The following is a 23,414-nucleotide window of genomic DNA, read 5'->3' as shown; positions in this document are numbered from 1 at the left end:
TGCTCACCTTTTTTAGTTTTAGAAGACGTTATAAATTTAAAAATCAAAGACAGTAATAGGAAGAAAACGATGAATCACCCGATTGAACAACTTGAACAGATCATGACTAAGCTGCGCGATCCAGAAGGTGGCTGTCCTTGGGATTTAAAACAAAATTTTGAAACAATTGTCCCGCATACTATCGAAGAGACCTACGAAGTGGTGGATGCGATTCACAACAAAGATTGGCCGAACCTACAAGAAGAGTTGGGTGACTTGCTGTTTCAGGTGATCTTCTATAGCCAGTTAGCGAAAGAGCAGGGGCTTTTTGAGTTCTCTGATGTGGTTGACGGCATCAATGAGAAGTTAACACGACGTCACCCGCATGTGTTCTCTGATACCGAGTTTGCCAGTGATGAAGAAATCAATGCTAACTGGGAAGCGGAAAAAGCCAAAGAAAAAGCACAAGCAGGCAAAACTCAAGAAAGTATTCTAGACTCAATACCAAACTCTCTACCTGCGCTTTCGCGTGCTACAAAGATTCAAAAGCAGGTCGCGAAATTTGGCTTTGATTGGGACTCAATTGGCCCCGTCGCGGATAAGGTTTTAGAGGAAGTTGACGAGGTGCTGGAAGAGGCGCTTCAAGTCACACCTAACGAAGATTTGGTTGAAGAAGAGTTAGGTGATTTGCTGTTTGCGACGGTCAATTTGGTGCGACATTTAGGTAAAAATCCAGAAACGGCGCTGAACAAAGCCAATCTGAAGTTTTCGCGTCGCTTTAAAGGGGTGGAACAAAAAGTTCGTCAGCAAGATAAAAATTTGACCGATTTTTCACTACAACAGCTTGATTCCATGTGGGATGAAGTCAAAGTGGCGGAGAAAAGATAACCAAAGCTTTTATCATGAATTGATTTGAAGCAAAAAATAAAAAATAGCAGTGTGATAGATTTCACGTTGTGGCGATAAGGGGCTTCTGGTATATTTTCATCCCGTCCAGAAGTAGTCCATTTCCCTCATTCAACCAATTTCAGGTTAAACATGACGACAAATTACATTTTTGTTACTGGCGGGGTTGTATCCTCTCTAGGTAAAGGTATTGCTGCAGCATCTCTTGCGGCTATTTTAGAAGCTCGTGGTCTTAAAGTGACTATGATGAAGCTTGACCCTTACATCAACGTTGATCCAGGCACTATGAGCCCGACTCAGCACGGTGAAGTGTTCGTTACGGAAGATGGCGCTGAAACAGACCTTGACCTTGGTCACTATGAGCGATTCATTCGCACCAAGATGACTAAGCGTAACAACTTCACTGCAGGTCGTGTTTACTCAGACGTACTCGCTAAAGAGCGTCGCGGTGATTACCTAGGTGCAACAATTCAGGTTATCCCACATATCACAAACTCTATCAAAGAGCGTGTTATTTCTGGCGCAGCTGGCCACGATATCGCGATCGTTGAAGTTGGTGGTACGGTTGGTGATATCGAATCTCTACCATTCATGGAAGCGATTCGTCAGCTAGCAGTAGAACTAGGCCGTGAACGCGCAATGTTCATGCACCTTACTCTAGTGCCATACCTAGCAGCTGCGGGCGAAGTGAAAACTAAGCCAACGCAACACTCTGTAAAAGAGCTACTGTCTATTGGTATTCAGCCAGACATCCTAGTTTGTCGTTCAGACCGCAACATTCCTTCGAACGAGCGTAAGAAAATTGCTCTGTTCTGTAATGTGCAAGAAAATGCAGTTATTTCTATGCGCGATGTTGACTCTATCTACAAGATCCCTCAGCTTATTAAAGCTCAAGGCACTGATGAACTTGTATGTAAGCGTTTCGGCATCACAGCTCCAGAAGCAGATCTGTCTGAATGGGAACAAGTAATTTACGAAGAAGCTAACCCAACGGGTGAAGTGACGATTGGTATGGTTGGTAAGTACATTGAACTACCAGACGCATACAAATCAGTAAATGAAGCGCTAAAACACGCAGGCTTGAAAAACCGCCTAAGCGTTAATATTAAATACGTAGATTCACAAGATGTTGAGTCTCGTGGCGTAGAAGTTTTAGAAGGCCTAGATGCAATCCTAGTTCCTGGTGGTTTTGGTGATCGTGGTGTTGAAGGTAAGATTCTTGCTGCTCAATACGCTCGTGAAAACAAAGTACCGTACTTAGGTATCTGTCTGGGTATGCAAGTAGCGCTTATCGAGTACGCTCGTAACGTTGCTAAAATGGAAGGGGCGCACTCTTCTGAATTCTGTACTGAAACTAAGTACCCAGTTGTTGGTCTTATCACTGAGTGGACTGATGGCGAAGGTAAAGTTGAAGAGCGTACAGAATCATCTGACCTAGGCGGCACGATGCGTCTTGGTTCACAGCTTTGTCACCTAGCGAAAGGTACGAAAGCATACGAATTATACGGTAGCGCGACGATCCATGAACGTCACCGTCACCGTTACGAAGTGAACAACAATCTTCGTCCACAAATCGAAAAAGCGGGCCTAAAAGTATCGGGTCTATCTGCGGACAAGAAACTGGTTGAAGTTATTGAGAACCCGAACCACCCATGGTTCGTTGCGGCTCAATTCCACCCAGAGTTCACTTCAACACCTCGCGATGGTCACCCATTGTTTGCAGGTTTCGTTAAAGCGGCTGGTGAGTTCCAGCGCGGCGAGTTAGAAAAGTAAAAAGGAATACAGGTAGCTGCGTAAGTTGTGCTGCTACCTTTAAATTTGACATTTATATATTCAACGAGAAGGAAACATTCAATGTCTAAGATCGTTAAAGTTCTAGGTCGTGAAATCATCGATTCACGTGGTAACCCAACTGTAGAAGCTGAAGTACACCTAGAAGGCGGTTTCGTAGGTATGGCTGCTGCTCCATCTGGCGCATCTACTGGTTCTCGCGAAGCTCTTGAGCTACGTGACGGCGACAAATCACGTTTCCTAGGTAAAGGTGTTCTTAAAGCTATTGAAGCTGTAAACGGCCCAATCGCTGAAGCTCTAGTTGGTACTGACGCTAAAGCACAAGCTGACGTTGACCAAATCATGCTTGACCTAGACGGTACTGATAACAAGTCTAAGTTCGGCGCGAACGCTATCCTAGCTGTATCTCTAGCTAACGCAAAAGCTGCTGCTGCTGCGAAAGGCATGCCTCTATACGAGCACATCGCTGAGCTAAACGGTACTGCTGGTCAGTTCTCTATGCCTCTACCAATGATGAACATCATCAACGGTGGTGAGCACGCAGATAACAACGTTGACATCCAAGAGTTCATGATCCAACCAGTTGGCGCTAAAACTCTTAAAGAAGGTCTGCGTATCGGCGCTGAAGTATTCCACAACCTAGCTAAAGTTCTTAAGTCTAAAGGCTACAGCACTGCAGTTGGTGATGAAGGTGGTTTCGCTCCTAACCTTAAGTCTAACGCTGAAGCTCTAGAAGTTATCGCAGAAGCTGTTGCAGCTGCTGGTTACGAACTAGGTAAAGACGTTACTCTTGCTATGGACTGTGCAGCATCTGAGTTCTTCGACAAAGAAGCTGGCATCTACAACATGAAGGGCGAAGGTAAAACTTTCACTTCTGAAGAGTTCAACCACTACCTAGCTGAGCTAGCGAACAACTTCCCAATCGTTTCTATCGAAGACGGTCTTGACGAGTCAGATTGGGATGGCTTCAAGCACCAAACTGAACTTCTAGGCAACAAACTTCAAATCGTTGGTGACGATCTGTTCGTTACAAACACTAAGATTCTTGCTGAAGGTATCGAGAAAGGCGTAGCTAACTCTATCCTTATCAAGTTCAACCAAATCGGTTCTCTAACAGAGACTCTAGCTGCTATCAAGATGGCTAAAGACGCTGGCTACACTGCAGTAATCTCTCACCGTTCTGGCGAAACTGAAGATGCAACTATCGCTGATCTAGCGGTAGGTACAGCTGCAGGTCAAATCAAAACTGGTTCTATGAGCCGTTCTGACCGTGTTGCTAAGTACAACCAACTAATCCGTATCGAAGAAGCTCTAGGTTCTAAAGCTCCTTACAACGGTCTTAAAGAAGTTAAAGGTCAATAATTCCTAGTGAATTGTTAATTTAAGCTTTTTAAATGCCTCGCTTATGCGGGGCATTTTTTTGTCTGCAGAAAGGTGGAGTAAAGAATCTCTAGGTTCTAAAGCTCCTCCTTTTTACAACGAAAGCGGTCTTAAAGAAGTTAAAGGTCAATAATTCCTAGCGAATTATTAGCTTAAAGCTTTTTAAAACGCTCTACTTCGGTAGGGCGTTTTTTTGTCTGTAAAAAATGACGGGAAGAAGCTCTAGGTTTTAAAGCTCCTCCTTGTTACATCTAAAGTTCGTTATTCCCTAGACTGACGAAGGAAGGAATCGGGGGGATCTCTTATTTGCGTTTGCCTCGATAGATTCCCAACTCAGTCGTTCCTCCTTCTTGGGAATGACGGGGCACGTGACTTAGGAAAGATACTCTGTCTTCGGTTCTTTCGTCTGCAGTCGTTTGTATCCTTCGTCATTCCCTAGACTGACGAAGGAAGGAATAGGGAATCTCTTATTTGCGTTTACCTCGATAGATTCCCAACTCAGTCGTTCCTCCTTCTTGGGAATAACGGGTGACGTGATTTAGGAAAGACGTTCTGTCTTTGGTTGTTTCGTCTGGAATAGTTTGTTCGTCATTATCGAGATCGATGGAGGAGGGCGTTGAGAATCTTATTACAGGTTTCGAACAACAATAATTCTCCTACTTATTGATTCCCTTACGCCACATATCTCGCACCAATAAGCTCATTATGGTATATATGTGCCTTATTCTAGTTCCTTCTTTTTCAACCGGCGAAAGGTGTTATGCGAATTTTTGCTTTAGTACTGCTCATAGTGTTTGGCTGGCTACAACACACACTGTGGCTCGGTAAAAATGGTATCTCTGATTACTACGGTGTGAACAACGAAATCCAAGTTCAGCAACAAGTAAACGAAAAGCTGCATGTTCGTAATGCCGAGATGTTTGCCGAAATCGACGATCTACGCCAAGGCTTAGACGCGATAGAAGAGCGTGCACGTCATGAACTTGGAATGGTAAAAGAAGGCGAAACGTTTTATCGCATCATTGGTGAGGAATCCCATTAATGTCGACTCAACTTCAAAGCGTGATTGCTGTTGTACCTGCGGCGGGCGTGGGTAGCCGAATGCAGGCCGACCGTCCTAAGCAATATCTTAAGATTAACGGCACAACGATTTTAGAACACACGGTTGAGAAATTATTGTCTCACCCACAAGTCTCTCAAATTGTCGTCGCGATTAGCGATGATGACCCATACTACCCAGAACTTGCCCTTAATCAGAACCCACAAGTGATCAGAGTCCCTGGTGGAAGCGAAAGAGCGGACTCCGTACTCTCTGCTTTAGATTACATAGCTGAGCAACAGCTCGGTGATTGGGTAATGGTCCACGATGCCGCAAGGCCTTGTGTTCAATTGGGTGATATCGATAAGTTGATCTCAGGTGCGATGAACCATGATGTCGGGGCTATTTTGGCCGCGCCCGTTCGTGACACGATGAAGCGAGGTGCCCAAGGGCAGATTGAGCATACCGTTGAACGAGCTGATTTATGGCACGCACTGACGCCGCAAATGTTTAAAGCCGAGCCTCTGTGGAATGCATTGAGTGAGGCGCTTCAACAAGGTGTTTCGATTACCGATGAAGCTTCCGCTTTTGAGTGGAAAGGTTTATCGCCCGCTTTAATCGCTGGGCGTTCAGATAATTTTAAGATTACTCAGCCAGAAGATTTAGCGCTCGCTGAGTTCTATTTAAGTCAGAATAAGGAATAATGATGATTCGTATTGGCCATGGCTTTGATGTACATAAGTTTGGTGGTGAAGGCCCGGTAATTATTGGTGGCGTGAGCGTCCCTTATGAACAAGGTCTTATTGCACACTCAGACGGTGATGTTGCCCTGCATGCGTTATGTGACGCTTTATTAGGTGCGATTGCTGCGGGTGATATCGGTCGTCATTTCCCAGATACTGATGATGAGTGGAAAGGGGCAGACAGCCGTGAGTTATTGAAAGATGTTTATCGTCGAGTAAAAGAGCAAGGCTACGTGATTGGTAATGCCGACATTACTATCATGGCGCAAGCACCAAAAATGGCGCTTCATATAGAATCGATGTGCCAAGCTATTGCACAAGACTTAGAAACCAGCATCAGTAATGTGAATGTAAAAGCCACGACCACAGAGCGTTTAGGTTTTACAGGTCGCAAAGAGGGCATCGCATGTGAAGCGGTGGTCCTAATTACCAAAAGTGCGTAAGCACCAACACGAAAAGAACAGCATGTCAGATATTTTATCTTCATTGGATTATCTAAACGGTAAACCAACTGCAAAAGCAAAACTAAAAGCAAAAGCCGAACACTTTGTCGTTAATGAAGACTTGGGTTTTGAATTTACTGGCGAAGGCGAGCATCTCATGGTTCGCATCCGTAAAACGGGTGAGAACACGAGCTTCGTGGCGAATGAGTTGGCTAAGGCTTGCGGTGTTAAGTCTAAAGACGTGAGCTGGGCGGGTTTGAAAGACCGTCACGCAGTGACAGAGCAGTGGTTGAGCGTTCACCTACCGAAAGGTGAGCCTGACTTTTCAGCGTTCTTAGCACAATACCCAAGCATTGAAATCCTAGCGACAGCACGTCATAACAAAAAGTTACGTCCAGGCGATTTAGTTGGCAACCAATTTGAGTTGACCTTGTCTGAAGTAACGGATTGCGAAGATGTGGTAAAGCGTTTGGAAAAAGTCGCTCAAGTGGGCGTGCCAAACTACTTTGGTGCTCAGCGTTTTGGTAATGAAGGTAACAACCTATCTGAAGCTCGTCGTTGGGGTCGTGATAACGTTCGTACTCGTAACCAGAATAAACGCAGCTTGTACCTTTCTGCTGCGCGCTCGTGGATTTACAACCTAATCCTTTCAGACCGTATTGAGCAAGATGCGTTTGCATCAGCATTGGTTGGCGATATCGTGCTGAAAGACGGCGCTCAACTAACGGTAACGGCTGACAACATTGAAGCTGTAAACCAAGACATCGCGAGCGGTTCTGCTTTGATGACTGTTGCTTTGGCTGGCGATAATGCCTTGCCAACGACTGATGAGTCTCAAGCTCTAGAACAGAAACACCTTGATGCTGAACCAGATCTAATGGCTCTGATTCGTGGTAACCGTATGCGCCATGATCGCCGTGAAGCGTCACTGAAACCAACGGATTTAACTTGGGAAGTGAACGAAGATAATGTCACGCTTAAGTTCTCTCTTGATGCGGGTTGTTTCGCAACAGCGATCGTTCGCGAATTGGTTGAAGAAGTACACGTAGAAAGAAGCTACGAGCAATAACGATTCTGCTTGGAGCTAAGTCACTTGATATTGGAATTTAGTCACTTGGCATTGGAACAAAAAGAAAGGATACAAGATGAAGATTTTACTCAGCAACGATGATGGTGTGCATGCTCAAGGTATTCATGAGCTAGCAAATGAATTACGTGATCTTGCTGAAGTTATCATTGTTGCACCTGACCGTAATCGCTCAGGTGCTTCAAATTCATTAACTTTAGAACAACCTTTGCGCGTTCAAGAAATTGCAGAAAATACCTACTCGGTACAAGGCACGCCGACCGATTGTGTGCATTTTGCGTTAAATGAACTGCTAAAGAACGATATGCCCGATCTGGTTTTAACGGGCATTAATCACGGTGCTAACCTTGGCGACGATGTGCTTTATTCAGGCACAGTCGCAGCCGCAATGGAAGGGCACTTTTTAGGCGTTCAATCGGTGGCGTTTTCACTGGTGGGTAAAAAACATTTTAAGACAGCGGCAGCGATTGCTCGTCGTATCGTCGAACAACATTTAGTAAACCCAATCCCAACCAATCGCCTGTTAAACGTTAATGTTCCTGATCTGGCTTTAGATCAGCTCTCTGGTACTCAAGTAACGCGCCTAGGTGCTCGTCACCATGCTGAAGATATGATTAAGCAAAAGGACCCTCGTGGTCATGATATCTACTGGCTTGGTCCTCCGGGTAAAGAGCAAGATGCTGGCGAAGGTACCGATTTTTACGCGATCGAACATGGCTTTGTATCGGTAACACCGTTACAAGTTGATCTGACGGCGCACGAGTCGTTAGGTGCGATGACAACATGGTTAGGGGAGAAGTAAGTGAGCAATCCACAAGCCGAGCGCTTAGTTACTTTTCTGATTGAAAATGGCATCCGAGATCAAAAGGTTCTTGATGCTATTTACCAACTGCCGAGAGAGAGCTTTTTATCACAAGCGATGTACCATCAAGCTTATGATAATAATGCGCTACCGATCGGACAGGGGCAAACCATCTCGCAACCATACATTGTTGCTAAAATGACAGAGTTACTTGAGTTACAACAAGATAGCCGCGTTTTGGAGATCGGAACAGGTTCTGGCTACCAAACCGCAGTATTGGCTCAGCTTGTTGATCATGTCTATTCGGTTGAAAGAATAAAGTCGCTACAATGGGATGCTAAACGCAGGTTGAAGCAACTCGATTTCTACAATATTTCAACTAAGCATGGTGATGGTTGGCAAGGGTGGTCTTCAAAGGCGCCTTTTGATGCGATTATTGTTACCGCTGCTGCAGAGTCGATTCCTCAAGCGCTTCTGCAACAGTTGAAAGATGGCGGTCGTTTACTGATTCCTGTTGGGGATGATGAACAACAACTGTTGAAGATCGTTCGTCACGGCGATGAATTTTTGTCGAGTGTTATCGAAATGGTGAGATTTGTACCTCTTGTTCCTGGTGAACTAGCTTAATAACAAGACTAATGGTGTAGGTGGATAGAGAGTCGATGCGTTCGAAGTTGTTTAAAGGAAGTACTTTACTGCTTAGCTGTGCCCTTGTTGGGTGTGCAGCGAATTCGCCTGCGCCGGTTTCAAGCCTTAACAAGAAATACTCATCGATTGATCGTGGTAGTTATCGCGGTAGTTACTATGAAGTGAAAAAAGGCGATACGCTTTATTTCATCGCTTATGTGACCAATAAAGATGTGAATGACCTCGTCAGTTACAACAAATTGTCTGCGCCTTATACTATCCACCCAGGGCAGAAGCTTAAGTTGTGGCGTCCTAGCTACAACGCGCCAGCGTATGGTAAATCAACGGTAGCGGCTGCAGCAGTTGCTGCGCCTGTCGCGGCATCGACAACGTCATCTGCGGCAAGTAAACCTAAAACCACATCGCAACCGAGCAAAAACTCTAAACCTGCCCCAGCTCAAACTACCACCAAAGTGGCGAAAAAAGATCCACCAAAGAAGGTTGAACAATCCAAATCAAAGGAGTATGTTGGTTCTAAAGGTAAACAGAATGTTACACCGTCCACCAAACCAACAAGTGATAAAGTATCCAAATGGTTATGGCCAACTAAAGGGAGAGTAATCAAGAATTTCTCTGTAGGCGAACAAGGAAATAAAGGCATAGACATAGCAGGACAGCGAGGTCAGCCAATAGTATCTACTGCAGGGGGAACGGTTGTTTATTCGGGTAATGCACTACGAGGCTACGGCAATCTAGTGATTGTGAAGCACAATGATAATTACTTAAGTGCATACGCGCATAACGACCGACTATTAGTATCTGAAGGGCAAAGTGTGAAACCAGGGCAGAAGATTGCAACAATGGGAAGCTCTGGAGCCAGCAGTGTTAGGCTGCACTTTGAGATTCGTTACCAAGGTAAATCCGTAAATCCAAAACGATATTTACCTTAAATACAGTATGCAAAATTACGTATTGTATGGAGTGACACAGTCATTTAGCGACATATGAAGTTGTAATGTCATGCTAATTTCGCCAGGGGGAGGCGTTATGAGTATAAGCAATGCAGTAACCAAAGAAGAGTTCGATCTTGACCAAGTAACCACGGAACCGGAAGCTCTTGGAAAAGCAAAACGAACAGTCACTAAGAAAACCGAAGCGAAAGAAGAAGTTGAAGTTACGTCTAAAAGCTTAGATGCCACTCAACTGTATCTAGGCGAAATTGGTTTCTCACCACTATTAACCGCAGAAGAAGAAGTGCTTTACGCACGTCGAGCTCTACGCGGTGATGAAGCAGCTCGTAAACGCATGATCGAAAGTAACCTGCGTTTGGTGGTAAAAATTTCTCGTCGTTATAGCAACCGTGGTTTGGCACTTCTCGATCTAATCGAAGAAGGCAACCTAGGCTTGATTCGCGCCGTAGAGAAATTTGACCCAGAGCGTGGCTTCCGTTTTTCAACTTACGCAACATGGTGGATTCGTCAAACCATTGAACGTGCGTTGATGAATCAGACTCGCACTATCCGTTTGCCAATTCATGTTGTGAAAGAGCTGAACATCTACCTACGTACTGCAAGAGAGCTATCACAAAAGCTTGATCACGAACCAACGGCAGAAGAAATTGCTTCTAAGCTAGATAAGCCGGTTGGTGATGTGAGTAAGATGCTTCGTTTAAACGAAAGAGTGAGCTCTGTTGATACGCCAATTGGTGGTGACGGTGAGAAAGCACTGTTGGATATTATTCCAGACATCAACAATTCAGATCCTGAGGTTTCAACTCAAGATAGCGATATCAAGAACTCACTGATATTCTGGCTTGATGAACTGAATCCGAAGCAGAAAGAAGTGCTTGCACGTCGATTTGGACTACTAGGCTATGAACCGTCAACGCTAGAAGAAGTTGGCCGTGAAATCAGCCTGACTCGTGAGCGAGTTCGTCAAATCCAAGTTGAAGGTCTTCGCCGTCTACGTGAGATTCTGATTAAGCAAGGTCTGAACATGGAAAACCTGTTCAACGTTGAAAACGACTAAACGATATTCCATGATATCGAAATAAAAAAACGCTGACCTCATGTCAGCGTTTTTTAGTTTTAGCTTCTGGTTTAGCTTTTTACTTCAGCTAGAAACCACAGCGCTTAGCTATTTAAACTAGAGTGCTTCTTAAGTTAGAGAAGCTTCTTCAAGCGGTAGAGTTCTTCTAATGCTTGGCGAGGTGTTAGATCATCAGGATCAACATTCGCTAGTGCTTGTTCCACTTCACTCGGTTCAGGGATCAGGCTAAGTTGGTTTGCGATATCAACGCCACTTGGTTTCGATGTCGGAGACTCAATACTCAATGCCTCGAGCTGTGTTAGCTTCGCGCGAGCGTTTTTGATCACGGCTTTTGGTACACCCGCCAACCCTGCAACCGCTAGGCCGTAAGACTTACTTGCCGCACCTTCTTGAACCGCGTGCATAAAGGCAATGCTGTCGCCGTGTTCTACTGCGTCTAAGTGGACGTTGGCCAGTGTTGGAAGTTGGTTAGGCAGCTCGGTTAACTCAAAGTAGTGCGTTGCAAACAGAGTCATCGCATTGATCTGATTCGCTAGCCATTCTGCGCTTGCCCACGCCAGTGATAGACCATCGTAAGTACTGGTACCACGGCCAATTTCGTCCATTAGCACAAGGCTATTTGGTGTTGCGTTGTGCAGAATATTAGCGGTCTCTGTCATCTCAACCATGAAGGTTGAACGACCAGAAGCCAGATCATCCGACGCGCCAATACGAGTAAAGATACGGTCGATAGAGCCAATAGTCGCGCTTTCAGCTGGCACATAACAACCGATATGAGCCATCAATGCGATAAGTGCAGTTTGGCGCATGTAAGTCGACTTACCACCCATGTTTGGACCCGTGATGATCAGCATTTTACGCTTATCGTTAAGGTCGATAGGGTTGGCGATGAAAGGTTCGTCCATCACTTGCTCAACCACTGGGTGACGACCCGCTTGGATCTGTACACCGGCTGCTTTTGTCATCGTTGGGCGACAGTAATCCAGCGTATCTGCGCGCTCAGCTAAGTTCTGTAGTACATCAAGTTGCGATACTGAAGAAGCGATGTTTTGTAGTCGTTCTAGATATGGCAGTAGCAAATCAAACAACTCTTCCCACAACTGCTTCTCGATAGCCAGTGCCTTCGATTTAGAGTTAAGCACTTTGTCTTCGTGCTCTTTCAGCTCAGGAATAATGTAACGTTCAGCATTCTTCAGCGTTTGACGACGAACATAATGTGGCGGTACAAGGTGGCTTTGTCCGCGGCTTACTTGAATGAAGAAACCGTGTACGTTGTTGTAACCAACTTTTAGCGTGTCGATACCGTGACGTTCACGCTCTTCTTGTTCAAGCTTATCCAGAAACTCGGTTGCACCCGCAGCAAGGTCACGCCATTCATCTAGCTCGGCGTTGTAGCCTTCTGCAATCACACCGCCGTCGCGGATAACCACGGGCGGGTTCTCTTTGATTGCACGTTCAAGCAGTTCTGAAACCTCATCTAAAGGAGATGCATACTGAGCAAGTTGAGTTAGGTATGGGTGCTTAAGTTGCGTTAGCGTTTCAGCAAGCTCTGGCAAATATTCCATTGCTTGGCGAAGGCGCGCCATATCTCGTGGACGAGCAGAACGAAGTGCAAGACGAGCCAGAATACGCTCGATATCACCAATCTGTTTTAATGTCGGTTGTAGCTCTGTGAATAGAGCCAAATCTTTCATTTCACCAATCGCATCTAGGCGTTGATCAAGTGCAGAGATATTGCGCATTGGTTGATGTAACCAACGCTTCAGCATACGACTACCCATTGCCGTAGCAGTGTGATCAAGTACTTCAGCAAGGGTGTTATCTGTTCCACCGCCAAGGTTTTGCGTGATCTCTAGATTGCGGCGAGTCGCAGCATCGAGGATCACTGAGTGATCTTGCTTATCCATGGTCAGTGAACGGATGTGTGGAAGGGCAGTACGTTGCGTATCTTTTACATATTGAATAAGACAGCCAGCTGCACAAAGGCCAAGTTTGGCACCTTCGACGCCAAAACCAACAAGGTCGCGAGTGCCAAATTGTTGGTTCAGCTGCTGCTTCGCGGTATCTAATTCAAATTCCCAGACTGGGCGACGACGATTACCGTTACGGCTTGCCATTAAATCGACAGGTTCGAAATCTTCAGGGAACAGCAGCTCTCGCGGAGAGGTTCTCTGTAGCTCAGCGGCCATTGCTTCTTCAGTTTCAGGCTCGCAGAGTTGGAATCTACCGGAAGTAATATCGAGCGTCGCATAGCCGAACTTACCGTTGTGGTGATAAATGGCTGCAATCAGGTTATCAATGCGTTCAGAAAGCAATGCTTCGTCGGTTACTGTACCCGGTGTCACGATACGCACGACCGCGCGCTCAACAGGGCCTTTTGAAAGTGCTGGATTACCAATCTGTTCACAAATTGCTACGGACTCACCAAGTTGCACTAACTTTGCAAGGTATCCTTCAACCGCATGGTATGGAACACCTGCCATCGGAATCGGCTCACCATTTGATGAACCACGCTTAGTCAGTGAAATATCGAGGAGTTGAGAAGCTTTTTTAGCGTCATCGTAGAAAAGCTCGTAGAAATCGCCCATGCGGTAGAACAGCAGAATTTCTGGATTTTCTGCTTTTAGTTTTAGGTACTGCTGCATCATGGGAGTATGTTTTTGATCGGCTTTCACAGTTAACTTCTTTCGTTTATTTCTATTGCGGCTTAGGATACGTGAAAGCGTTTCGTGCGAAAAGCGGCTGATGCGAAAAGATGCGAATCCAAATGATATGACAGTAAATAAAGGGAAGTTGATAATGCAGATGACTCAAGCTCTTAGTGAAAAACTCGGATCATTACTGGCAAAACATAAACAAGTGCTAGTGACCGCTGAATCTTGTACTGGCGGCGGTGTAGCAACGGCGGTCACCGATGTGGCAGGTAGCTCTGGATGGTTTGATCGTGCTTTTGTCACATACAGTAATGAAGCTAAGCAAGAGATGATTGGTGTTCAGCTTGAAACCTTGGTTGAGTTCGGTGCGGTAAGTGAACCTGTGGTGATAGAAATGGCCAAGGGTGCGCTACAACATTCAAATGGCACTATTTCTGTGTCGATCAGTGGTATTGCTGGCCCTGGCGGCGGCACAGAAGAGAAGCCTGTTGGTACCGTCTGTTTTGCTTGGAAGGCATTAAACGGTTGGGATAAAGTGGAAACGAATGTATTTACAGGTGATAGATCACAAGTACGCCAACAAGCCACGCACCATGCCCTGCAAGTTATTTATGATTACCTATCAATGGAAGGTAAGTAACATTTGTACAAATTATTTTCATACAGGTATAGACACTGTATGAATCAACAGTATAATGAAAGCCAATTAGTCACCCCTATGTGGGTTAGAAATAGATTCTAGATCGCTTGTTGAGACAACCGATTATGTGGAGATAGAAATGGACGAGAATAAACAAAAAGCGTTAGCCGCAGCCCTTGGTCAGATTGAAAAGCAATTTGGTAAAGGTTCTATCATGCGTCTTGGTGATAACCGCACAATGGACGTAGAAACTATTTCTACTGGTTCTCTATCTCTAGATATCGCACTAGGTGCTGGTGGCCTACCGATGGGACGTATCGTAGAAGTTTACGGTCCAGAATCATCAGGTAAAACAACGTTAACGCTTGAGCTTATTGCTGCAGCACAAAAAGTTGGCAAGACGTGTGCTTTCGTTGATGCGGAACACGCACTAGACCCTATCTACGCTCAAAAGCTTGGTGTTGATATCGATGCGCTTCTTGTTTCTCAACCAGACACTGGTGAGCAAGCACTAGAAATCTGTGATGCACTGGCTCGTTCAGGTGCAATCGATGTACTTGTTATTGACTCAGTAGCAGCACTAACACCAAAAGCAGAAATCGAAGGCGAAATGGGCGATAGCCACATGGGTCTTCAGGCTCGTATGCTTTCTCAAGCGATGCGTAAGCTAACTGGTAACCTAAAGCAGTCTAACTGTATGGCTATCTTCATCAACCAAATCCGTATGAAGATTGGTGTGATGTTTGGTAACCCAGAAACCACAACTGGTGGTAACGCTCTTAAGTTCTACGCATCTGTTCGTCTTGATATCCGCCGTACTGGTGCGATCAAAGATGGTGATGAAGTTGTTGGTAACGAAACGCGTATCAAGGTTGTTAAGAACAAGATTGCTGCACCGTTTAAACAAGCTGAAACTCAAATCCTATACGGCAAAGGCTTCAACCGTGAAGGTGAGCTTATCGATTTAGGTGTTAAGAACAAGCTGGTAGAAAAAGCGGGCGCTTGGTACAGCTACAAGGGCGATAAGATCGGCCAAGGTAAAGCTAACGCTGGTAAATACCTACGTGAGAACCCAGAAGTTGCTCTTGAGATCGACACTAAACTTCGCGAGTTGCTACTAACTCCTGCTGTTCTTGAAGAGAAAGATGTAGAACAGGAAGAAGAAAACGAAGAGCTATAAGCTAACGTTTTATTGAGTGGACGTTTGAAAGGAGCATCCACTTTGAAAAATTTAAAGCCTCGCATTTTTTATGCGGGGCTTTTTTATTGGGGCTTACCTTTGCAGTAAAACGAGTTCAACAGTGGTGTAATGATTGAGTGGTAGATATTTGCGTTATCTAGTTTCTGCTTAAATATGTTTTGGCTTTTTCTATTACTGGTAAAAACAAAGGCGTACATCGAGATAATATTATCCCTGTATGCTGAATTACTGATTCGAATGTAGATGCTTTTCACGTTGCATTGCGACAACTCCAAACTATCTATATAGGCTTTCATTTGTGTCGAAGTTACCTTCTTGGAATCGTCATTGAGGTACAGCGTCGCACTGCCGAATTGATAAGGTTGGTAGCTTTCTTTATTTAAGAAGGGCGCTTGTTCAGTGCTGTAGTGAATAAGGTAATAAGCAACCAAAATGACGCCACACCATAGTGCACATAAATTTATCGCAAATTGACGAGGAGACCTTAGCTTTGCACCTTCATTGTTGGTTGGTCGCTGAGTGTGAGGGTTGTTTTTTTTCACATCTTCAACTGTTATCTCGTTATCTAAAATGTCGTTTTCAGATGTCGCCTCTATTATATTTCGGTCTATTACTGGTGACCTATCCGTTAGCTGCTGTTGAACCTGCTTGCTCTCGGTAACTGAAAGTGAGTATCCCTTTTTACTAATTGTTTTGAGCTCTAGCTCGTCCGTGTCTAAATTTTTGATGACCTTTCGAATATAACTGATGGTATTGGTCAGGGATTGATCGGTGACCAATACCCCTTGCCAGCACTCTTCAAACAACTCGTCTCGAGATATGCACTGACCTTGGCGCTCTAACAGATACAAAAGAACCTTGAATGGCAAAGGACGCATACTGATCGTGGTGTCAGATGATGTATGTGTGATTGTCCTCATTTCACTATTGATAATGATTTGAGCAGTGATATTGCTTTTGTGATTCATGGTCTCGGTATGAGTGGTCGTTTTGGTTTGGCGGGCTGTACTCTAAGCGTAGGAGGCTAGGCTGTAACTGTAAAACGTCATTGGTTATATAAAAATTACATTTCGTTATCTGGTTATATTTTTATTTGGCAATGGTTTGTAGCGAAAGCAAAAGGTGATTGTTAACGTTACGCCGCCTTGAGCTTGGATGATAGCTCGATTACTAATCGTTGTTTAATAGGTAAATAGGATGCCAGAAATCAAACAGAAGAACTCTGAATCAGTGAAGACCCTGTTGCAAGAGTACAAAGAAGTGACCTCTGTTGAGTCTTTTCAATTAGATGTCGTTAAGTCTTTAACCAAGATCTTTACCGACACTGATAAAAGCCTTGAGCAAGGCGACAAAGTGACCTTAATAAAGGTCGCACAACAACATATCGATGAAGAGATCGATTTTTCACTTTCTGTTGGCTTTGATGATGCGGTTCCTATCCTAACTGAGATGAGAAAAGTAATTGAGGCTGTCTAAGCGTTGTTTTGAATGTCTTTAGATAGAGACAACGCAGTGAGCTAGAACAGCAATATTATAATTACATTGAAAGGAAGAAATCATGAACACAGTTACATTTTTAGGCGACAAGATTGCACTAGCAGGTGACTTCCCACAAAAGGGCGAAGTACTGACAACACCTGCGATGACAACAGTATCATTAGCTCCGCTAACGATCTCAGAAAAAACGGCTGAGTTTAAGCTGATTTACTTGCTCCCAAGTGTTGATACGCCGGTATGCTCAAGCAGCACTAAGACTATCTCTGAACTAGCTGAATTGAAATCAGATTCTGTTGATATCTACACAATTTCAACCGACCTTCCATTTGCACTTGCTCGTTTCCAAGAGAAAGAAGAAGTGAAAGGCATTGAACAACTGTCAGTATTTAAGACCCCTGAGCTGTTGAAAGCGTTTGGTACTCAATTTGAAGAGCACGCTTTGTCTGGTTTATCAGCTCGTGCGGTTATCTTGTTAGATGCTAATAACGTTGTAGTGCACAGCGAATTGGTTGCTGAAGTAACTGAAGAGCCAAACTACAGCGCTATCATTGAAGCTTTAAAAGCCTAATGGTGTTTGAGACCTTGGTGAATTTTGGGCACCAAGGTTTCATTGTTTTAGGAGCAGCGACAACCCGTTGGTTTCGTTTTCGCAATCTTGGGTAAATTCGGTCTACGCTTATAATTCAGTTGCTTGTCCGTGGACTACAGGGCAAGTGTTTGGGGCTATTAGTCAGATATACGGTGTTATCCATTGAGAAAAGCTAAGTTAGCGATTTTTGTTTGTGTTTCAGTGATAGGGGCGCTTACTCTTGCCATTGTGTTACTTACCCCACCACTCGTTCTGCGAGGGAGTCAGTGGGCTTGCAACCTCAAACAAATGGGCTTTGTCACACCCTCGTATGCGCAATACTCTGAATTGAATGAATTTATGCTTTACTCATTTAGTTCAGATGAAGACTTTTTTGTCAGCGACAGAATTCAAACCTTGAATCAACAAGGCGATGTTGAAACGGCAGAAGTGGTCTTTGTGGGTAAATATACCCTGAACGATAATCAGCTAGAGATGGTGTTTAATGAGGTCAACTTTAGACACAAGCACCCTAATGACATGATCAATCGCAACCAGCAGTTGTATAGAGGGTTCACTATCCAATATGAGATCGAATTGGATGGGGATTTTCTTTACTTGTATTCATCCAACAACAGTGAAGAATTTAACCACATTTGTACCAAGCGCTAACGGCGGTTATTCACCTACTAGTAATGTTTTCCTCTAAGATAAATCCTATCCCGCGTAACTCTATTTCGCTGTATGTTCCCGGTCTCAGCTAGTGAAATATTCTCCATTTTGTCGATTTACAACTAAAATCCTGCCCAAGGGTGTCTTTTCTACAAGAAAACTAGTCGAAGCCTTAACCATGATCTACAATACGGCAAAATTCTAACTCGACTATTTTCAGGAAGAGCTGCATGTACATGAGCACTGATGAGGTTCGCAACGCGTTCCTTAAGTTCTTTGAGAGCAAAGAACACCAAATCGTAGACAGTTCATCGTTAGTTCCACATAACGATCCAACCCTGCTATTTACTAACGCAGGTATGAACCAATTCAAAGATTGCTTCCTAGGCGCCGAAAAGCGTGCCTACACACGAGCAACTACGGCTCAGCGTTGTGTACGTGCGGGTGGTAAACACAATGACCTTGAAAACGTAGGTTTCACGGCTCGTCACCACACATTCTTCGAAATGCTAGGTAACTTTAGCTTTGGTGATTACTTCAAAGAAGAAGCAATTGCGTTTGCTTGGGAATTCCTGACTGAAACTCTTCAACTGCCAAAAGATCGTCTACTGGTAACGGTATACGAGACAGATGATGAAGCATTCGATATCTGGAACAAGAAAGTAGGTGTACCTGCTGACCGTATCGTTCGCATTGGCGACAAAGAAGGCGGTAAACAGTTCGAGTCTGATAACTTCTGGACAATGGGTGACACTGGTCCTTGTGGTCCATGTACTGAAATCTTCTACGATCACGGCGAGCATATCTGGGGCGGCCGTCCTGGCACACCTGAAGAAGATGGTGACCGTTTCATCGAGATCTGGAACAACGTATTCATGCAGTTCAACCGTCACGCTGACGGCACAATGGAACCGCTACCTAAGCCTGCTGTTGATACAGGCATGGGTATTGAGCGTATCTCTGCAATCATGCAGGGCGTGCACTCTAACTACGAAATTGATGTATTCCAAAAGCTAATCAAAGCGACAGCTGAAGTTGTGGGTCATGACGACCTATCTAACCAATCGCTACGCGTTATTGCTGACCACATCCGTTCTTGTTCATTCCTAATCGCTGATGGCGTTATGCCTTCAAACGAAGGTCGTGGCTACGTTCTACGTCGTATTATCCGTCGTGCAGTTCGTCACGGTAACAAGCTTGGCGCACAAGGCGTGTTCTTCCACAAACTTGTGGGTGTACTGGCTGAAGTGATGGGCTCTGCGGCAGATGAACTTAAGAAACAGCAAGAGCTTGTTGAAAAAGTACTTCGCATTGAAGAAGAGAACTTCGGTCGTACTCTAGAGCGCGGCATGGTTATCCTTAATGACGCATTAGATGCACTTGAAGGCAAAGAGCTTGACGGTGAAACAGTCTTCAAACTTTACGATACATACGGCTTCCCTGCTGACCTTACTAACGATGTAGCTCGTGAACGCGACTTTACTATCGATGAAGAAGGCTTTGAGAAGGCGATGGAAGCACAGCGTCAGCGTGCACGTGAAGCTGGACAATTCGGCACGGATTATAACGCGACGATCAAAGTAGACACCAACACTGAGTTCTGTGGGTACACAGGTACTGAAGGTTCTGGTGAAATTTCTGCGCTATTCGTTGACGGCGAAGAAGTATCTTCACTATCAGCGGGCGACAAAGCCATCATCATCCTTGAAGAGACGCCATTCTATGCAGAATCAGGTGGTCAATGTGGTGATGCTGGTAGGCTGAAAACGGCTTCGGGCCTATTCAAAGTACAAGACACTCAGAAGCTAGGTAATGCATTTGCGCACCACGGTGAGCTAGTTGAAGGTGTATTTGCTCAAGGTGACAAAGTAGAAGCAACAGTTGATGCTGAGCGTCGTGCTGCTATCTCGCTAAACCACTCTGCAACGCACTTACTTCACTCTGCACTGCGTGAAGTTCTAGGTGAGCATGTTGCTCAGAAAGGTTCTTTGGTTAAGCCTGATAACCTACGTTTTGACTTCTCTAACCTTGAAGCGGTAACACCGGCACAGATTAAAGAAGTCGAGCGCTTGGTTAACGCACAAGTTCGTAAGAACCACGTGATTGAAACCAACATCATGGACATCGAGTCAGCGAAACAAAAAGGTGCAATGGCACTGTTTGGCGAGAAGTACGATGATGAAGTTCGCGTTCTGTCTATGGGCGATTTCTCTACTGAGCTTTGTGGTGGTATCCACGCAAGCAACACGGGTGATATCGGTCTGTTCAAGATCACTTCTGAAGGTGGTATCGCTGCTGGTATTCGTCGTATCGAAGCGGTAACAGGCGAAGCGGCTCTAGATGCTATAGAAGCTCAAGCTAACGCTTACGAAGAGAAACTGGCTGAGTCAGCTAAGAAAGCGAAATCTCTAGAGAAAGAAATCCAACTGCTTAAAGAAAAGATGGCTGCAGCTGAAGGCGCAAACATCATGGGCAAAGTGGAAGAAATCTCAGGTACTAAAGTACTGGTTGCTGCAATCGAAGGCGCAGACAACAAGAACCTACGTACTATGGTTGATAACGCTAAAAACCAAGTGGGTAGCGGCATCATCCTGATTGCTAACGTAGCAGACGGTAAAGTTGGCCTAATTGCTGGCGTAACCAAAGACCTTATCGGCAAAGTTAAAGCGGGTGACCTAGTTAAGATGGTTGCTGAGCAAGTTGGCGGTAAAGGTGGCGGTCGTCCAGATATGGCTCAAGCGGGTGGTACTGATGTTGAAGCACTACCTGAAGCGCTTAAATCTGTACGCACTTGGCTAGAAGAACGTCTTTAAGCTTAAGTAATTGATACAAAGATGCCCAATCAGATGATTGGGCATCTTTTATTTTGTCTATTGGAAGTGTGTAAATCAGGTTTGATTGAGATTAACCACGAAGTCTAATGGTTACGTTAGACTCCTTGGTTCATTTTTTATTGCTTCGCCATGACGCGGAGTATGTGTTTTTTTGTCATATATAGACATTGGTCTTGGGAAGGTGAGGACGGGTGAAAATGCCTCTTATCGTGCAGAAATTTGGTGGAACGTCGGTGGGTTCAATAGAACGAATCCATCATGTAGCAGAAAAAATCATTGAAGCGAAAAATGAAGGGAACCAGATCGTGGTTGTCGTTTCTGCTATGTCAGGTGAAACAAATCGGTTGGTTAACTTAGCCACACAAGTTGATAGCGTCCCCAACGCTAGAGAACTGGATGTGCTGTTAACGGCTGGAGAGCAAGTTTCCATGGCTTTGTTAGCAATGACGTTACACAAGTTAGGTTATGAAGCGACATCGATGACTGGCTATCAAGCCAAGATACACACCGATTCTAATCATAATAATGCGACGATAGAGCGTATTGATACTGCTCCTATTCAAGCCTTGTTAGACGATAATCAGATTGTGATTGTGGCTGGCTTTCAAGGCATGAATGCGAAAGGCGACATTACCACTCTAGGTCGAGGCGGCTCAGATACCACGGCGGTTGCGTTAGCGGGTGCACTTCAGGCGAAAGAGTGCCAGATCTATACTGATGTTGATGGTGTGTACTCTTGTGACCCGAGGGTTGTAAAACATTCGAAGAAACTTGATACCTTAGACTTTCCGTCGATGGAAGAGATGGCTCGCCGAGGTGCAAAGGTTCTTCATTTACCGTGTGTTCAGTATGCATGGCAACATAATGTGCCATTAAGAGTGCTTTCCAGCTTTGAAGCAGGCGAGGGCACATTGATTGCGGGCAGCCAGTGTTTGAATGATATTGCTGGCATCGCCATTCAAAGAGACATGGTACGTATCGAGTGTTTGAATGAGGATTTACCGTCTTTCATATCGCATTGCCAACTGTTAGGGATCGAAGTCTGTAGTGTGATCGAGGAAACAGAACGGGCAGCACTCATTATTAAACAAGACATAAGTGCCAAATTAAAACTAGTTTTTGACGAGAAAATCCGTAATAGTGAACAGGTTAGTTTGTTAACTGTGGTAGGAAGCCGAACACAAGAAATTGTGGTCAGTTCACATGGATTGTTGTCTGAAGGCGAAATTGATGTACAGCATCACTTATTGCAGCAGCAGTCTTTAACTTTGGTGATATCACCAACGCAAGTCGATATGGCTGCTAACATATTACACAATGCATACATCGTAGCGCGTGAAACACAGGGTTATCCTAAAAAAGAAGTGCATTTTGGTTAAATAAACTCAATCGATAGTTTACGAAAATATAACTTTTGTTGGATAATGCTCTCGTAGCTAGATAAATTTAGAGATTACTCAAGGAGCAAAGAATGCTAATTTTGACTCGCCGCGTTGGCGAAACACTGATGATTGGTGATGAAGTAACAGTTACTGTACTAGGCGTTAAAGGTAACCAAGTACGTATTGGTGTTAACGCACCTAAAGAAGTATCTGTTCACCGTGAAGAGATCTACATGCGCATTCAAGCTGAAAAAGGTAATGGTAACGTTGCATCTGGCAACTACTAATACTTTTGCGTAGAGAAGAGGCTAGCATTGTTGCTAGCCTTTTTTGATCTTGGAGAACAGAAGTGTTCATTGAGATATAGATGGCTTAGATAACTGGCCAGTATTCACTCGGTGAAATGAATGCTCCATAACACTGTGAAATACCGTTGCGGTTGTTCAACGTTGTTTATTTCCATTTTGTTTGGCAAAGCTCAAGATTTGTTTGCTTCTCCTATAGCGTAAAAACGCATCCCGTAGTAAGGTGCAAACAGCGTTAGCACTTGCTGCTGAAGAAATTAGATAATTGTTTTCGGCTGTTTATTCTTGCCAATCTTTCGCCTTAATTTTTAAGGAAAAAAGCGCGACTTGAATCTTATAAGTTCAATTTGCAAGCGCTTTGATTAAATAGCAAACGGTTGAGTGTTTTTGTCCAATTTTTTTCAATAAAGTGTTTGACATATTTTCGGTAAAACGTAATATGTGCCTCCGCAAGACGGTGAGGTGGCCGAGAGGCCGAAGGCGCTCCCCTGCTAAGGGAGTATGTGGTTTGTAGCTGCATCGAGGGTTCGAATCCCTCCCTCACCGCCATTTCTTGCGAGTCTAAAATTAGCAATTTAGACAATGTAAATGTGCGTCCTTAGCTCAGCTGGATAGAGTACCTGGCTACGAACCAGGCGGTCGGAGGTTCGAATCCTCCAGGACGCGCCATTCTCTCTTCTCTTACTTGTAAGTGATGTGAGAATAATGAATTAGGTGAGGTGGCCGAGTGGCCGAAGGCGCTCCCCTGCTAAGGGAGTATGTGGTTTGTAGCTGCATCGAGGGTTCGAATCCCTCCCTCACCGCCATTCATTACA

At 44.6% G+C, this 23,414-nt stretch carries 21 protein-coding genes and 3 tRNA genes; 22 read left to right on the top strand and 2 right to left on the bottom strand.

Annotation, left to right across the window (positions count from 1 at the left end; all coding sequences use genetic code 11):
• Positions 1 to 69: 69 nt before the first annotated feature.
• The 11 genes from mazG to rpoS all read left to right on the top strand — a co-directional run bounded on the left by mazG (position 70) and on the right by rpoS (position 10,825).
• Positions 70 to 867 carry a nucleoside triphosphate pyrophosphohydrolase gene (gene mazG, locus OCV12_RS13645; protein WP_017629585.1) on the top strand — a complete coding sequence of 266 codons (798 nt, stop codon included), beginning with the start codon at positions 70 to 72 and terminating at the stop codon, positions 865 to 867.
• Between the two features lie 150 nt (positions 868 to 1,017).
• A complete protein-coding gene (locus tag OCV12_RS13640) occupies positions 1,018 to 2,658 on the top strand; it encodes a CTP synthase (protein ID WP_017629586.1) in 1,641 nt (546 codons plus the stop codon).
• An 81-nt stretch (positions 2,659 to 2,739) separates the two neighbouring features.
• Positions 2,740 to 4,038, top strand: a complete 1,299-nt coding sequence (eno, locus tag OCV12_RS13635; RefSeq protein WP_017063215.1) for a phosphopyruvate hydratase — start codon at positions 2,740 to 2,742, stop codon at positions 4,036 to 4,038.
• A gap of 778 nt (positions 4,039 to 4,816) precedes the next feature.
• Entirely contained in the window at positions 4,817 to 5,098 is a 282-nt protein-coding gene (gene ftsB / locus OCV12_RS13630; RefSeq protein WP_017633218.1) for a cell division protein FtsB, read from the top strand.
• Positions 5,098 to 5,799, top strand: a complete 702-nt coding sequence (ispD, locus tag OCV12_RS13625; protein ID WP_261884884.1) for a 2-C-methyl-D-erythritol 4-phosphate cytidylyltransferase — start codon at positions 5,098 to 5,100, stop codon at positions 5,797 to 5,799. Before ftsB ends, ispD begins: the two co-directional genes overlap by 1 nt.
• A 2-nt stretch (positions 5,800 to 5,801) precedes the next feature.
• The gene (ispF, locus tag OCV12_RS13620) at positions 5,802 to 6,281 is read left to right on the top strand and encodes a 2-C-methyl-D-erythritol 2,4-cyclodiphosphate synthase (RefSeq protein WP_261884883.1); all 480 of its coding nucleotides are present in this window, start codon (positions 5,802 to 5,804) and stop codon (positions 6,279 to 6,281) included.
• A gap of 22 nt (positions 6,282 to 6,303) precedes the next feature.
• On the top strand, positions 6,304 to 7,350 hold the full coding sequence (truD, locus tag OCV12_RS13615) for a tRNA pseudouridine(13) synthase TruD (protein ID WP_261884882.1): 1,047 nt from the start codon (positions 6,304 to 6,306) through the stop codon (positions 7,348 to 7,350).
• Positions 7,351 to 7,426: 76 nt separating this feature from the next.
• Complete coding sequence (gene surE / locus OCV12_RS13610; protein WP_176680440.1) at positions 7,427 to 8,170, top strand: 5'/3'-nucleotidase SurE; 744 nt, start codon at positions 7,427 to 7,429, stop codon at positions 8,168 to 8,170.
• Complete coding sequence (locus OCV12_RS13605; protein ID WP_017633213.1) at positions 8,171 to 8,797, top strand: protein-L-isoaspartate(D-aspartate) O-methyltransferase; 627 nt, start codon at positions 8,171 to 8,173, stop codon at positions 8,795 to 8,797.
• Positions 8,798 to 8,832: 35 nt separating this feature from the next.
• Entirely contained in the window at positions 8,833 to 9,747 is a 915-nt protein-coding gene (gene nlpD / locus OCV12_RS13600) for a murein hydrolase activator NlpD (protein ID WP_123284049.1), read from the top strand.
• 97 nt (positions 9,748 to 9,844) lie between these two features.
• The gene (rpoS, locus tag OCV12_RS13595) at positions 9,845 to 10,825 is read left to right on the top strand and encodes an RNA polymerase sigma factor RpoS (RefSeq protein WP_261884881.1); all 981 of its coding nucleotides are present in this window, start codon (positions 9,845 to 9,847) and stop codon (positions 10,823 to 10,825) included.
• A 134-nt stretch (positions 10,826 to 10,959) separates the two neighbouring features.
• On the opposite strand, the gene mutS is transcribed toward rpoS, so the two are convergent.
• Positions 10,960 to 13,521 (bottom strand): DNA mismatch repair protein MutS, encoded by a 2,562-nt coding sequence (gene mutS / locus OCV12_RS13590; protein ID WP_261884880.1) that lies wholly within the window; start codon positions 13,519 to 13,521, stop codon positions 10,960 to 10,962.
• Between the two features lie 124 nt (positions 13,522 to 13,645).
• On the opposite strand from mutS, the gene pncC reads away from it, so the two are divergent.
• Entirely contained in the window at positions 13,646 to 14,140 is a 495-nt protein-coding gene (gene pncC, locus OCV12_RS13585) for a nicotinamide-nucleotide amidase (protein ID WP_261884879.1), read from the top strand.
• A 139-nt stretch (positions 14,141 to 14,279) separates the two neighbouring features.
• Positions 14,280 to 15,320, top strand: a complete 1,041-nt coding sequence (gene recA / locus OCV12_RS13580) for a recombinase RecA (RefSeq protein ID WP_176680438.1) — start codon at positions 14,280 to 14,282, stop codon at positions 15,318 to 15,320.
• Between the two features lie 83 nt (positions 15,321 to 15,403).
• On the opposite strand, the gene OCV12_RS13575 is transcribed toward recA, so the two are convergent.
• Positions 15,404 to 16,309: a transcriptional regulator gene (locus OCV12_RS13575; protein ID WP_261884878.1), complete on the bottom strand. Its 906-nt coding sequence runs from the start codon at positions 16,307 to 16,309 to the stop codon at positions 15,404 to 15,406.
• A gap of 229 nt (positions 16,310 to 16,538) precedes the next feature.
• Here OCV12_RS13575 and OCV12_RS13570 point away from each other — a divergent pair, with 229 nt between their 5' ends.
• The 9 genes from OCV12_RS13570 to OCV12_RS13530 all read left to right on the top strand — a co-directional run bounded on the left by OCV12_RS13570 (position 16,539) and on the right by OCV12_RS13530 (position 23,405).
• Entirely contained in the window at positions 16,539 to 16,817 is a 279-nt protein-coding gene (locus tag OCV12_RS13570) for a hypothetical protein (protein ID WP_261884877.1), read from the top strand.
• An 82-nt stretch (positions 16,818 to 16,899) separates the two neighbouring features.
• Positions 16,900 to 17,406, top strand: coding sequence for a thiol peroxidase (tpx, locus tag OCV12_RS13565; RefSeq protein WP_261884876.1), 507 nt, complete (start codon positions 16,900 to 16,902; stop codon positions 17,404 to 17,406).
• 360 nt (positions 17,407 to 17,766) lie between these two features.
• Positions 17,767 to 18,078 carry a hypothetical protein gene (locus tag OCV12_RS13560; protein WP_261884875.1) on the top strand — a complete coding sequence of 104 codons (312 nt, stop codon included), beginning with the start codon at positions 17,767 to 17,769 and terminating at the stop codon, positions 18,076 to 18,078.
• A 230-nt stretch (positions 18,079 to 18,308) separates the two neighbouring features.
• On the top strand, positions 18,309 to 20,891 hold the full coding sequence (gene alaS, locus OCV12_RS13555) for an alanine--tRNA ligase (RefSeq protein ID WP_261884874.1): 2,583 nt from the start codon (positions 18,309 to 18,311) through the stop codon (positions 20,889 to 20,891).
• 218 nt (positions 20,892 to 21,109) lie between these two features.
• On the top strand, positions 21,110 to 22,291 hold the full coding sequence (locus OCV12_RS13550) for an aspartate kinase (protein WP_261885962.1): 1,182 nt from the start codon (positions 21,110 to 21,112) through the stop codon (positions 22,289 to 22,291).
• Positions 22,292 to 22,383: 92 nt separating this feature from the next.
• Positions 22,384 to 22,581 carry a carbon storage regulator CsrA gene (gene csrA / locus OCV12_RS13545; protein ID WP_004415691.1) on the top strand — a complete coding sequence of 66 codons (198 nt, stop codon included), beginning with the start codon at positions 22,384 to 22,386 and terminating at the stop codon, positions 22,579 to 22,581.
• A 474-nt stretch (positions 22,582 to 23,055) separates the two neighbouring features.
• Positions 23,056 to 23,148, top strand: a tRNA-Ser gene (locus OCV12_RS13540).
• A 43-nt stretch (positions 23,149 to 23,191) separates the two neighbouring features.
• Positions 23,192 to 23,268: transfer RNA gene (locus OCV12_RS13535), tRNA-Arg, on the top strand.
• A gap of 44 nt (positions 23,269 to 23,312) precedes the next feature.
• A tRNA-Ser gene (locus tag OCV12_RS13530) sits at positions 23,313 to 23,405 on the top strand.
• The last annotated feature ends 9 nt before the right edge of the window (positions 23,406 to 23,414 follow it).

The sequence above is a fragment of the Vibrio pomeroyi genome (assembly GCF_024347595.1).
Lineage (GTDB): Bacteria > Pseudomonadota > Gammaproteobacteria > Enterobacterales > Vibrionaceae > Vibrio > Vibrio pomeroyi.
The sequence above is the reverse complement of the archived record's forward strand: the minus strand, read 5'-3'. Positions and strand labels throughout refer to the sequence as shown.